Below are 12,509 nucleotides of genomic sequence, written 5' to 3'. Positions count from 1 at the left end.
GTGACACAAGGATGTGCGCAGTGACAGCACCGACCCTCAAGCGCTCGCTCGGCATGTGGGCCATCGTCGGACTCGGCCTCGGCTACATGGCCCCGGTGACCGTGTTCGACACCTTCGGCATCGTGAGCGACGAGACCGACGGCGTGGTGCCGATGGCCTACCTCGTCGGCCTCGTGGTGCTGCTGTTCACCGCCCTCAGCTACGGCGCGATGGTGCGCGCGTTCCCGGCCGCGGGCTCCGCCTACACCTACACGCGCGAGGCGATCCACCCCGCGCTCGGCTTCCTCGTCGGCTGGGCCTCGCTGCTCGACTACCTGCTGCTGCCCGTCGTGAACGCGGTGATCATCCGGCTCTACATGGAGCAGTTCTTCCCCGAGGTGCCGGGGGCGGTCTGGGTGGTCGGCGTGGCGGCGCTCCTCATCGGCCTCAACGTCGTGAGCGTCAAGGCGACCTCGCGGGTGAACGGCGTGCTGCTCATCGCCGCGCTCGCTGGCATCGCGGCGTTCCTCGTGCTCGCGGGGATCCAGATCTCGAAGGGCATGGGCACCGGCACGCTGTTCTCGCTGCAGCCCATCTGGCACGACGGCGTGCAGCTGACGGCGGTGCTCGCGGGCACCACGATCGTGGCGTTCTCGTTCATCGGCTTCGACGCGGTCACGATGTACGCCGAGGAGGCGAAGCACCCGAACGCCGTGCCGCGGGCCGTCCTGCTGACCGTGCTGATCGGCGGCGCGATCTTCTTCGCGGGGGCCTGGTTCGCCCAGTCCGCGTTCCCGACGCTCGACGGCTTCGAGTACACCGACGACACGCTGCCCGAGCTCGCCCTCTTCGTCGGCGGCCAGGCCTTCCAGCTGCTCTTCGTGGCCGTCGCCTTCGCCGCAGCCGTGGCGTCCGGCCTGTCCTCGCACGCGAGCGTCTCCCGCCTGCTCTACGTGATGGGCCGCAACGGCGTGCTCGCCCCGAAGCGCTGGTTCGGCGCGGTGAGCCCGCGCTTGCGCACCCCGGTCTTCACGACCGTGCTCGCCGGCCTCGTCGTGCTGCTCGCGATCACGCCCACGCTCGACCTCATCTCCTCGGTCATCAACTTCGGCGCGCTCATCGCCTTCACCTTCGTGAACCTCGCGGTGATCGCCCACTACGCGATCCGCCAGGGGCGTCGCCGCACCCCCGCCGACGTGGTGCGCTTCCTCGTGCTGCCGATCCTCGGCGCGGCCGGCACGGGGCTGCTCTGGGTGCACCTGAGTGGCGAGGCGATGGTGCTCGGCACCGTCTGGACCGTCATCGGCCTGATCGTCCTCTTCGCCGTCACCCGCGGTTTCCGCCGCCCGGTGGCCGAGCTCGGCATCGACGAGGCCGAGGCATCCGCGCCCGACGACGTGCCCACGGTGCCGACGCGCTGACCTCCGACCTCGATCCACCCCCAGAAAGGAACGCGAATGCGCAACCCCACCCGCACCAGGCGTCTCGTGGCGATCGGCACCGCGGCCGTCGTCACCGGGCTCCTCGCCGCGTGCACCCCGGCCACCCCGGCCTCCGACGCGGACGCCGCAGACACCGTGCTGACGAACGGCTTCGTCTGGACCGTCGACGCCGAGAACCGCGTGCAGCAGGCCGTCGCCATCACCGACGGCGAGATCGTCTACGTCGGCGACGACGCCGGCGCGAAGCAGCTCATCGGCGAGCGCACCGAGGTGATCGACCTCCACGGCAAGATGGTCATGCCCGGCATGCAGGACGCCCACGTGCACACCTTCCTCGGCGGCGACAAGCTCACGGCCTGCAACCTGAACTTCGAGTCGCTCACCATCCCGCAGTTCCAGGAGAAGATCCAGGCCTGCCTCGACGAGGAGGGCGACACCGACAAGCCGCTCATCGTCGAGACCTGGTATCGCCAGGCGATGCAGCCGCAGGGCGTGAAGGTCGACAAGAGCGTCCTCGACGCGCTCGACACCGACCGGGCGGTGCTCGTCTACACGACCGACGGGCACTCGGTGCTGCTGAACTCCAAGGCGCTCGAGGCCGCGGACATCACCTCGGAGCACTCCGGCCCGCCGCACATCGAGGTCGACGCGAACGGGGTGCCGAACGGCATCCTCGAGGAGGGCGCGGCGTTCATGGCGCGCGGCAAGATCGTGCCGCCGCGCACGCTCGACGAGAGCGTCGCCTCGGCGTCCGCCGCGATGTCGGCGCTCTCCGCCGTGGGCGTCACCGCGTACATGGACCAGCTCTCGGGCGAGGACGTCGCCGCCGCGATGACCGAGCTGCGCGAGCGCGGCGAGCTCACGACGCGCGTGTTCCTCGCGCCGAACATCTCCGCCGAGCTCGGCAAGGCCGACCCGCGCGCCGCGGTCGACGAGGTGCTCGCGTACCGCGAGCAGTGGGCGACGGATGCCTCGGCCCAGGAGCCGGGCATCGCGGTGAACAACGTCGCCGAGTTCGGCCTCGACGGGGTGCTGCAGGCGCCCGCGCTGACCGCGTCGTTCCTGGAGCCGTACTACGTGAACGTCGGCACCGAGGATGCGCCCGAGTGGCGGCCCGGCACCGACGCGGGCCCCGAGCCGGAGTACACGGCCGAGCAGATGGGCGCGATCGTCGCGCTGCTCCTCGACGAGGACATCACCCCGGAGCCGCACGCGATCGGCGACCGCGCCGTGCGCACCGCCCTCGACGCCTTCGAGATCGCCCGCGCCGAGTCCGACTCGGACACGCCGCTCGCCATCGCGCACGCGGAGTCGGTGCATCCCGACGACCTGGCGCGATTCGCGGAGCTCGACGTGCTGCCCGCGATGGGGCTGCAGTGGGCGAAGCCCGCGTTCGACTCGATCGACGCCGCCCGGGACACCCTCGGCCCGGAGCGCTTCGCCCGCACCGAGCCGATCGGCAGCCTCGCCGACGCGGGGGCGCAGGTCGCGAACGGCAGCGACTGGCCGGTCGACCCCCTGAACCCCTTCGCCTCGCTGCAGATCTCGATGACGCGCGAGAACCCCGAGGGCGGTGACCGCTTCCCCGGCAAGCTCGGCGAGGACCGCGGGCTCACGATCGAGGAGGCGATCCGCGCGATGACGATCAACCCGGCGCGCATCATGCACGGCGACGCCACGAGCGGATCGATCGAGGTCGGCAAGTACGCGGACCTCATCGTGCTCGACCAGAACCTCACCGAGATCCCGGTCGACGAGATCGTCGACACGAAGGTCGAGCTCACCCTGCTCGGCGGCAAGGCGGTCTACGGCGAGCTCTGAGCGGTTCTGAACCGCCTCACGCCGGGATCACGCCCGCCGGATCGTCGACAGCACCACGTCGAGGGTCCGGCGGGCGTCGTCCGGGGAGACGAGCCCGGCGAGCCAGCGCTGGCTCAGCCCCTCGACCGTCGCCGTGAGGATCTCCGCGACGGCCTGCGGCGCCGCGGCCGTCGCGATCGAGCCGTCGGCGAGGCCGCGCAGGATGCCGATGGTGAGCTGCTCGTTCCAGCGCTCGGTCGCCCGCCGCACCGCCTCGGCGAGCTCGGGGTCCTCGATGGGCAGCGCGGTGACCTCGTTCCAGATGAGGTTCAGGTCGCGCACCTCGGGGGAGTCGTCGAACTCGGCGTGCAGCGCGCTGCGCAGCGCCTCGTAGCCGCTCGCCTCGCGGTCGAGGTGCAGCAGGTTCACCGAGGGCGCGCGCTCGGCGGCGTACTGGAAGACGCCGCGGATCAGGGCCTGCCGGTTCGGGAAGTGGTAGTAGGTCAGCTGCGAGGTGACGCCGGCGCGCGCCGTGATGTCCTTCACGACGAAGGCGTCGAGGCCGCGCTCGCCGATCACCTGGGCCGCGGCGGCGAGGATCCGGTCGCGCTTGCTGGCGGGCTGCTGCGTCTCAACCGGCATCCGACGGCCCGTCTGCGAGGACCGCGCCCGTGGCCAGGGCGAGCAGTTCGAGCCCGCGCTCGACCGGAAGCAACGAGGAGCGCACCCGCTGCTGCAGCCCGTCGACGAGCGCCGTGAGCGCCGTCGCCGTCTCGGCCGGCGCCTCCGGGTGCGCCTCGGCGAGCTGCGGCACGGCCGCCGTGACGAGCCGGGTCATCCCGCCGTTCCAGCCGTGGAGCGTCCTGGCGAGGGCCGGGCGGATGGCCGGATCGAACGCCGCCGCCCGCATCGCCTCGGCGTACACGCGGTCCTGCCTGGCGGCCTCGGCGTCGACGCCGATGTGCTGGCTGAGCGCCGTGCGCAGCCGCTCGGCCGGCGGCAGCTCCTGCGGCGGGCGCCGGTAGGCGTAGTGGTCGAGCGCCTCGGCGAGCGCAGCGCGGACCAGGTCCTGCCGGTTCTCGAAGTGGTAGTAGAGGAGGCCGAGCGACACGTCGGCGGACTCCGCGACCGCCTCGACGGTGACGCCGCGCACCCCGTGCTCGCTCAGCAGCTCGGTCGCCGCGCCGAGGATCGCGGCACGCGTCGACGCGGCCTTCGAGGGCTTCTGCGCCGGCTCGGGCTTCGATGCCGTCGAGGGCTGCTGCGGTGCGGGCACGATCCGATTCTACGGGCGGATATCGCGGCGGCGTGTCGGGTGTGCGCGCGGTCGCTCCGCTCCGTAGTTTCGAAAATGTCTTCGAAGAACAGGGTTCCGGACGCGGGGCCCGAATTCATCCGAACGGTACGAAACACGAACACGAATGAAAGAGGGCGCATGGTTCGCTATCAGCATCCGTTCCCCAAGGCCGCCAACTACGACGCGTCCGATCCCTACGGCATGGACCCGCCGCCCCCGTTCCGCAATGGGGTGCCGCACCGAGGGGCCGACTACAACGGGCCGGCGGCGCAGAACCTCGCCCCGGTGCCGGCGATCGCCGAGGGCGTCGTCGACTGGAGCGCTTGGTACGACGGGCTCGGCAACGTCGTCACCATCAAGCACGCCGACGGCGCCTACAGCGGCTACTGCCACCTCACCGACCGCAACGTGAGCGTCGGCCAGACCGTCGCTCGTGGCGCGATCGTCGGTCGCGTGGGCGGCACCGCGACGAGCGGTTTCAGCTACGCGCCCCACCTCCACCTCACGATGGGCTGGAGTTCGGCCGCGACCCGTGGTGACGGTTCCTACTGGATCGACCACTTCGACCCCATCCCGTACATCGATCAGCGACTCAACGCACCAGAAAATGGAGACGACATGGCCAAGAGCTACCCCACCCGGACCGACTACCGCGGCGAGTTCACCCTCGGCGTGAATCAGGCGACGCAGATCCGGAACGCGAACGGCACCGATGCGAACATCGCGGCGACGCCGGATGTCGGACGGCTCTTCGTGACAGGCCACGTCTATGCCGAGGCGCCTTCGGGGCAGGCGCTGGACCTCTGGCTCGTGCTCTCGGACGTCTCGACTGGCTCGGAGTCGCCGCACTTCGTGGAACGGGCGGTCGCCGGCCCGGATGGACGCATCTTCGCGAATCCGACCTTCCAGCTCGGTCTCGCCTCGTCGCGTCGAGTGTTCTTCCGGGTTCAGGCTCCGTCGTCGAACACGGCGACGGTCAAGATCACTCGTCTCGCCGCGGACGCCACGCTGTTCCAGTGATCCGAGTGGCGTGAGCGGCGCATGAAGCGGGCGGGGATGCCGGGAAGCGTCCCCGCCCGTTCAGCTGAACACCAGCGACACGAGGACTGCGACCACGATCGCGGCGACGGGCGCCGCGGCGAACGTGACGATCACGGCGACGAGCGCGAAGCGGGCATCCGAGCGGCCGAGGCCACCGAGCCGCCGGGCGCTCGCAAGCCCCTTGGCGGCGAACACGATCGTGGTCACGGTGACGCCCAGGTAGGGCAGGAAGCCGATCCAGGCGACGATCACCCCGATCGTCTGGACGGTCGGCGACGGGGCGAACGTGAGGGTGATCGGCACGAGCCAGAACAGGGCTGCGACCGCGATGGCCCACGGTGCGAGCTTCCGGGCGGTCGTCGCGGAACGGTTGCTTGGCGGGGCCCAGGTCGTCGTCGGGGTCGCGGTCATGCTCGGGCGCTCCGTTCGTGCTTGCGGGTGCGGACGCTGCCCAGCGCCCAGCCGGCGGCGAAGGCGCCGATCGCGACCGCGAGCACGAGGAACGCGATGCCCCAGATGCGCTCGGGCGTCAGAGATCGTATTGGGCCCCGCCTAGAACGCCTTGGTATCGGTCAGGCGTCGGCAGCCCTCAATAGCATGGGGGCATGTGTGAGCGAACGTCCGGCGCCTGGCACTCGTCGAACGCGGTGGTTGACAGTTGAGTGCGAGCCGGAGCCGAGCACGCCGGGCAATGGCGGTGCGAGTCGAGCTCCCTCAATGGATTTTCGGCAGTCGACCGCATGACGTCGCCGAATTCTGTGGGTGGCACCTCCACGAGCGGGATGGTGTTTGGTACGCGCGGACGGCGGAGTCCGTCCGAGGGGCGAAGCCCGGGCTCCTGACGCACAGGCTTCTGAGTCGGGCTCGGAAGGCAGCCAGCCCCGACAGCTACGGCGCGGTGCTTCGACTCGCTCAGCATGACGAGCTCACTCGACCCCGCGAAGTCTGGGAACGGGTGATGGACGCCGACACGCGCCGTGCGGAATCCGGACAGCATGGAGATCTCGTGACTCTTCTTGGCGGAATCCAGATGCTTATTGCGGCAGCGCCGACCGCCGAGATGCTCCGGGATGTGCTGGCCCAGGTCGCAGAAAAGCGCGTCGGTCTCGTGTTCGAGAACTTCTCTATGCACATGGTGGAAGTCTCCGAGACGCTCAACCGACGGTACGGGATAACCCGGGTACTCCTGCGGGGCTCAGACAGGCCGAGTCCCGCGGATGTCGAAATCGGCGAGGTATTCGCGTCCGCGAGCGGTCAGATGAGCGACACCATCATTGGTCTCGCGGCGTATCTGAACCCGCTTTTCACCAGCTTGTCCCCCGCTGTGTGGGGCTTCGCAGTCGGCCGTCCGGGTGCGGCTATCGTTCTGCTGTTCGGTGAGCTTGTCGATGGAACCGCTAAGGACCACGGAGACACGCTCCGGCTCTACACGCCTGGGCACGGCAGTCAGCCGATACGCGAGTACCCCTCCACGGCGACTTGGGGGTCGTACCAGGCTGCACTCAAATGGTGGCTCCAACGACTCGACGTGCTATTCGGGGAGCTGACCAACCTCGAGTTGGCGGCGGTCGGCGGTGTTTTCGACCCGGAACGAGCGTTGCAGATCCAGTTCACCGTAGAACGGTTGTTCCGGGCAGCTCAATCCGTGGGTGCGACGGTGCGTGACCCGTTCGCCCGCCGGGCAGTTGCCTTCGAAGCGCTGGAGTCTCTCGTCGGCCTCAATCGAAGCTGGACGACTGAATCGCTTCTCTCGCTCAGCTATGCACGAGAGCGCCTTGCGCGACTCGAAACGGCGCTGCCTGGGGACGTTGCCAAGATTCTGCTGCCGCGAGCCCGCGCCGGTGTCGAAGCCCTGCGACAGGTCCAGGACGGGTTCTTCATTCGTACTATGCGTGACGGCGATGCGCTGCTACTGCCGGATAAGAACGGCGTCGAATCGCCCTATCGGCTTGAACGGGCGGCCGCGATGTGGCTGCGGCTGATGCGGAATGCTCAGCACGGATTCGACCGTGAGCTCAACATAACCGAGAGAACACTGCTCATGGCTCACGACGGAGAGATGCCAAAGGACCTCCCGGATCTGCTCTGGCTCTACGTTCTGGACGTTCTCACTTTCCCGCATGGACTCAAACCTCGCCCACGGTCCCAACGGCGGGGACGGTGATTTGCAGCCAGCGTGCACGAACCAAGTCGCGGGCGGCTCCTTTCGGGGACCACGCCTCGTGACCTGCTCTAACTGAACATCAAACTCCGCCTCAGGTGCGGGGCCAGCGTCCATGAAGGTGGCCGGGTCATTGGGTCATGATCTGATGATGAAATGGGAAAAGAGCGCAGGAAGCGACTGCGAGATAGCGGCGGTGTATCGGTTGATGCCCACGCGCACGCTATTGTGCGTTCCCTCAGCGAGATGACGGCAACGATATCCGGGTTCGATGCGGATCACCTCGCTGATGGGCTCGAGCTTGAGATTCGTCGATCGATCATAAGGATTGCCGACCTCGTGAAGGGCCAGCGCCCGCTCGAGCTCATCGAGCAAGCGCGTCTTCGCGCATTGCCCTGGCACACCGGCCAGCCGACGTACCAGGCCGGAATCGAGAACGGGTTCACCCTTGTCGAACTGATCGCGATTGCGGCGATGAAGACCGAGCCATCGAATGCTTCTTCCGTTACGCCTGATGAGATTGTCGACGAGTGTCTTGAAATCGCCGAGAAGTTGCGCGAGTTGGCCAGTGTTCGCGCCGTTGCGGGCGCTGATCCAAACGACCCGCTCGCCTGGATTGGTGTCTCGGTGCAGATTACGGAAATGTCGATGAGGGGGTCGTCGTACGCTGAGCTCCTAGAAGAGACCACGCGGGATCTCTTCGGCGACGAAGCTATTGACAGGAATTTGCGGCAGGCGACGGGCTTCGGAGTATCCGAGGTGATGTCGATCCTATCCGGGCTGCACGAGTTGCAAACACGAAACATGAACCGTCGCCAGGAGGGGGCCTTTCGTGAGTATGAGCGGGTCAGCTGGCGACGCGCCGTTGGACTCGCGACGGAAAGGGAGATGGCCGACGCGGCGGATCGCCTTGAGGGTGCGCTCCAGCCTGATGAGACCGCGGCGTCCGTTTCGGGCTCGGATATCGCTCGCCTAACTCAACTCCCACTCGAGACGGTGGAGGATGTCCTCGATGCATTCACTTGGCACGCTGCTGCCGATGGCGACGTTGAAGGCGCACTTCGCGCATTTCTGATCGGTGACAATCCGCTCCGCGCGACGCCAGTCGTACAAACCAGCTCGCAGCGAGCAATGCTCGTCCACCCTGCCCTGAAACAGGCCGCTATCCGCGAGCGTCTTGAGTCGGCGATGCGCTCGACCAGCGCCTGGGAGCAATATCAGTCGCATCGTGGGCGTCTGCTGGAGGAACGCACTCGGCGCGCGTTCGAGCGCCTGCTTCCATCAGCACGCACCTGGCATGCGTTCCATTACTACGTACCAGCGAACGGTGCAGAGGAAGCGCTGGGGCCCAACAGCTATACCAAGCGTGTCGAAGGTGACCACCTCATCGTGGTGGATGATGTCGCAATTGTCATCGAAGACAAGGCCGTGGCGCTCAGCTCGCAGTCTCGATCGGCGACCGGCTTTCGGCTGCGCAAGGACCTCACTGGGATCATCACGAAGGCGGCCGAGCAGGCTGACCGCCTGGTGAAGAGGATCCAGGCGGACAAGGGTATCCGGGTGCACGGAGTGGGCTGGCTTGACCTGCAAAGCGTCCGCGAGATTCACGCGGTGGCTGTAAGCCTGGAAGATCTCACGTCGACATCGACGGCTACAGCTGAGCTCGTTCAGGCTGGGCTGATTGCGGTGGAGTCCGTCCCCTGGACCGTCTCGATCCACGACCTCGATTTGATCGCCGAGCTTGTCGCTCACCCTGCGGAGTTCCTCTTGTACCTCCGCCGCCGCCGCCATCCCGAAGCGACTGTTCTCTACACCGCACCGGATGAACTCGATCTCTTCTTGTACTTCTTTGAAGCTGGCCTGTACGTGCAAGAGAATCCGGACGCGGTTCGATCCGTCTTCTCATTCCTACCCCAAGCCAGCGTGTCAGAGCGAGAGCGATGGCGCGAACAGACTCCTGGCGTGATCACGAGCCGTACCGACCCGCTTGACGCTTGGTATCTTGAGGACTACCTGCCAACGCGATCGGGGAAGGCGAAACGGCCATCCGCAGCGCCGAAGCCGCAGATGTCCCCCAGTCCTCTTGTTGCCCTCATCGAAGGCGTCGATCGTCTGTGCGGTTATGCGGCGATCTCGATTGATGCAACTCTTCTGTCGGGCGACACGAAAGCGCAACGGCGGATGGCGCGGTATGGGGGAGATGTCTCACGCGCGTCGGCAGGCGGAACGATCGAGCGAACTATCACTGTTCCCATACCAACTCTCGCCGACGGCGGTTGGATTCTCGTTTGGTCTACCTGCCCTACGGGCTGCGATCGCGGACGATGGGTGGCCTCGAAGCTCACGTACCTCAGGGCGAAGGGTCACCAGATTGGAGTCTCGAGGTCCGCACTGTTCGCGTTCGACGGGGCGACAGGAGAGATGTTCGGTGTCTTCTACCAGGCGATTCCGGGCGAACTCGGCCAATCCGAGTTGGCCATTCTTCCCAGGCTGCAGCCCGCGAGCGCAATGCGCTCCGCCGAGCAGGTGCGGATGATGATGGTCGGGCAGCGACCACAACCGCGCCGGAGGAAGAAGCGTCGCTAACCACGGCTTACTCTCAGGGTGGGCGTAGCGCGAACGCGGCGACAGGCGCGGTGGGATCTCGGCGCCCCGGGAGTGGCGAGTACCGCCCTTGTGTCGACAGCGAGGGACTCACGAACACAATGCCGCCACGCAGCGAACTGGGACGAGTTCCGCGAACCGGCCCGCGGCCATGGCCAGCGGTATACGCGAAGATCCTTCTGCAGGCGGTCCGACCGTGCCCCGATGTGCAGGCGAGGCTGGGGCGATAGGGCTGGAGGTCACCGTGCGCTACTCATGCTCTCGCAATTTGTCCCATCCGTAACCCGCCAAACCTCAATGGCACGTGCATGCCGCAACCTCACCGACCGCCCCGCAGACCCACCCACACCACAACAAAATGACCCCCGATCTCGCGGGGCTTCGCTGTGGCTCCGACCGGCATCGATCCGGTGACCCTTCGATTTCAGTGAGCTCTGGGCGGTTTCGCTCATCTTCTATGGATAATGCGCGTGCGCGTGCTCGTGCACGAGCTTGGCGACGCTGTCGGCCGTAAGCCCGAGCTCCCGGCGCGCAACGTCAGCCGCCTTCTTCGTCGGCGTCACCACGCGGGTCCTGCGACCCTGCATCGCCGCCTCCTTGATCCCAGCGTCGAGCATCGTCGTCTTGCCTGCGCCGGCGCTCTCCTCGACGGCGAGCGATTGAGCGGATGCCACGGCCGCGGCCGCTCGGCACGGGCCGCGAGCAGATCGCGCAGCCGGGTCTCGACAGCGAAGACGTGCACGGATATCAGTGTCTAGCCCGTTCACGAAAAGACTGTGTTGACGCGGTTCTGTTGTCAACCTTCGATTGATCCGCCACTTTCGACCGTTGGCATGTTTGCGGCGCCAGTCGCGCAGCTTCACTGCCGTGACCTCCGAGAGTTCTGACTCCTCACCGCTATGCTCGCGGCAACGTCCCTTTCCAGGTTTATTAGGAGCAGGCTTGCGATTCTTGTCCCAAGACCCAGATATTGAGACGATCGTTCGCCGGATCGAGGATGGTGACTACGATCTGCAACCCGACTTCCAACGGGGCGAGGTCTGGACTCTTCAGAAGAAGCGGCGGTTGGTAGATTCAATCCTCCGGGGATGGCACGTTCCTCCCGTCCATCTTGTTGTTGGCGAGGACGGTAGAAGTGACGTGCTCGACGGTCAACAACGCTTGACCGCCATTCGCGATTTCGTACGCGGACACTTCGCGGTGGACGGCAAGTTGGAGCCGCTGGATCCACGGATCCAGGAGCTGAACGGACTTCGCTACGCACAGCTGCCTGGAACTGTGGCCCGACAATTCCGCAAGTTCACGATCCGCGTTTTCGAGCTCGTCGACTATTCTCCAGACGAACCGCACGAGCTGTTTTTCCGGCTAAATCAACCGACCAGCCTCACTGAAGCCGAGAAGCGAAACGCGTTTGTCGGGGATGCGCGCAACCAAGTTCGCGAACTCGTAGATTGGGCAACTCGCGCAGGCCTCCTAACTGATCGCGTCGGCTTCTCTAATGCGCGCATGGCGTACGACGACATGCTTGCGCGCGTGCTGGTAACGATTGAGGCAAGAAGCCTGGAAGCCAAAGTTACCGCGTCCCTAGTCACCGCCCGATATCGTGTCGGCAAGCCCTTCGCGGACGAAGATGTGGATGTCCTTCGCGAATCCCTTCGTGTTGTCCTCAGCGCGCTCAATCCTGACGTGGCCTCTGACAAGATCCTTCGCCCCAACAAAGCGACTCTCCACACATGGCTCTGTTTCGGGGCGCAGATGGCACTCGTGGGAAGGGCCAACGAGTACGAGAGAGGACTCGCCGAAACAATTCGCGACTTGGAGTCAGCGCGCTGGCAGCGATCGTCGGGAGAACGGACGGGCGACCAACGAACCATTGCGCTCTTTCAAGATCGGAGTACCGCCCGCGTGGCTGACGTCTCGTCAGTCGTACTTCGTGACCTGATTGCGTGGATGTTCCTCGCCAGAAGCAGCGCGGCAACCGGGCCCGCTTCAAAACTCTCGCTTGCACAACGGGCCTGGCGGTTGGTCAATGACGAGGGCGATACCGAAGACACGTTGCTCGCGTTTGCCAACGAATCGAATTGGGGGGATCTCGGGTGGGGCTGAGACACGCTCAACTCTCCGCGGCGGTTGAGCGAGTTGGTGCACGTACTTACTCGACCTTCCTCAGCAATGTCAGTTTGAG

The 12,509-nt window shown here is 66.3% G+C and carries 10 protein-coding genes; 6 read left to right on the top strand and 4 right to left on the bottom strand.

Annotated elements, in window-relative coordinates:
• The first annotated feature begins 11 nt into the window (after positions 1–11).
• Positions 12–1,400, top strand: a complete 1,389-nt coding sequence (locus ACFWE1_RS05520; protein WP_376932476.1) for an APC family permease — start codon at positions 12–14, stop codon at positions 1,398–1,400.
• Positions 1,401–1,436: 36 nt separating this feature from the next.
• On the top strand, positions 1,437–3,242 hold the full coding sequence (locus ACFWE1_RS05515; protein ID WP_376932475.1) for an amidohydrolase: 1,806 nt from the start codon (positions 1,437–1,439) through the stop codon (positions 3,240–3,242).
• A gap of 27 nt (positions 3,243–3,269) precedes the next feature.
• On the opposite strand, the gene ACFWE1_RS05510 is transcribed toward ACFWE1_RS05515, so the two are convergent.
• Together ACFWE1_RS05510 and ACFWE1_RS05505 are read right to left on the bottom strand one after the other, a co-directional pair.
• A complete protein-coding gene (locus ACFWE1_RS05510) occupies positions 3,270–3,863 on the bottom strand; it encodes a TetR/AcrR family transcriptional regulator (RefSeq protein WP_376932474.1) in 594 nt (197 codons plus the stop codon).
• Positions 3,853–4,497, bottom strand: a complete 645-nt coding sequence (locus ACFWE1_RS05505) for a TetR/AcrR family transcriptional regulator (RefSeq protein WP_376932473.1) — start codon at positions 4,495–4,497, stop codon at positions 3,853–3,855. Before ACFWE1_RS05505 ends, ACFWE1_RS05510 begins: the two co-directional genes overlap by 11 nt.
• A 159-nt stretch (positions 4,498–4,656) precedes the next feature.
• On the opposite strand from ACFWE1_RS05505, the gene ACFWE1_RS05500 reads away from it, so the two are divergent.
• A complete protein-coding gene (locus tag ACFWE1_RS05500) occupies positions 4,657–5,538 on the top strand; it encodes a M23 family metallopeptidase (protein ID WP_376932472.1) in 882 nt (293 codons plus the stop codon).
• Between the two features lie 60 nt (positions 5,539–5,598).
• Here the strand turns inward: ACFWE1_RS05500 and ACFWE1_RS05495 are convergent, their stop codons facing one another.
• Positions 5,599–5,970, bottom strand: a complete 372-nt coding sequence (locus ACFWE1_RS05495) for a hypothetical protein (protein ID WP_376932471.1) — start codon at positions 5,968–5,970, stop codon at positions 5,599–5,601.
• A 547-nt stretch (positions 5,971–6,517) separates the two neighbouring features.
• Here ACFWE1_RS05495 and ACFWE1_RS05490 point away from each other — a divergent pair.
• Both ACFWE1_RS05490 and ACFWE1_RS05485 read left to right on the top strand, forming a co-directional pair.
• Positions 6,518–7,723 (top strand): hypothetical protein, encoded by a 1,206-nt coding sequence (locus tag ACFWE1_RS05490; RefSeq protein ID WP_376932470.1) that lies wholly within the window; start codon positions 6,518–6,520, stop codon positions 7,721–7,723.
• 153 nt (positions 7,724–7,876) lie between these two features.
• A complete protein-coding gene (locus ACFWE1_RS05485; protein WP_376932469.1) occupies positions 7,877–10,306 on the top strand; it encodes a hypothetical protein in 2,430 nt (809 codons plus the stop codon).
• Positions 10,307–10,779: 473 nt separating this feature from the next.
• On the opposite strand, the gene ACFWE1_RS05480 is transcribed toward ACFWE1_RS05485, so the two are convergent.
• On the bottom strand, positions 10,780–10,998 hold the full coding sequence (locus ACFWE1_RS05480; protein WP_376932468.1) for an AAA family ATPase: 219 nt from the start codon (positions 10,996–10,998) through the stop codon (positions 10,780–10,782).
• Between the two features lie 268 nt (positions 10,999–11,266).
• Here ACFWE1_RS05480 and ACFWE1_RS05475 point away from each other — a divergent pair, with 268 nt between their 5' ends.
• Positions 11,267–12,430 carry a DUF262 domain-containing protein gene (locus ACFWE1_RS05475; protein ID WP_376932467.1) on the top strand — a complete coding sequence of 388 codons (1,164 nt, stop codon included), beginning with the start codon at positions 11,267–11,269 and terminating at the stop codon, positions 12,428–12,430.
• Positions 12,431–12,509: the final 79 nt, after the last annotated feature.

This window comes from Agromyces sp. NPDC060279 (genome assembly GCF_042726785.1).
Lineage (GTDB): Bacteria > Actinomycetota > Actinomycetes > Actinomycetales > Microbacteriaceae > Agromyces.
This window is presented reverse-complemented; position numbering and strand designations above follow the sequence as displayed.

Bases quoted from the DNA above. Each gene is read 5' to 3' on its own strand.
- ACFWE1_RS05500 (WP_376932472.1), top strand. From the start codon at position 4,657: ATGGTTCGCTATCAGCATCCGTTCCCCAAGGCCGCCAACTACGACGCG.
- ACFWE1_RS05495 (WP_376932471.1), bottom strand. From the start codon at position 5,970: ATGACCGCGACCCCGACGACGACCTGGGCCCCGCCAAGCAACCGTTCC.
- ACFWE1_RS05515 (WP_376932475.1), top strand. From the start codon at position 1,437: ATGCGCAACCCCACCCGCACCAGGCGTCTCGTGGCGATCGGCACCGCG.
- ACFWE1_RS05520 (WP_376932476.1), top strand. From the start codon at position 12: ATGTGCGCAGTGACAGCACCGACCCTCAAGCGCTCGCTCGGCATGTGG.
- ACFWE1_RS05510 (WP_376932474.1), bottom strand. From the start codon at position 3,863: ATGCCGGTTGAGACGCAGCAGCCCGCCAGCAAGCGCGACCGGATCCTC.
- ACFWE1_RS05485 (WP_376932469.1), top strand. From the start codon at position 7,877: ATGGGAAAAGAGCGCAGGAAGCGACTGCGAGATAGCGGCGGTGTATCG.
- ACFWE1_RS05490 (WP_376932470.1), top strand. From the start codon at position 6,518: ATGGACGCCGACACGCGCCGTGCGGAATCCGGACAGCATGGAGATCTC.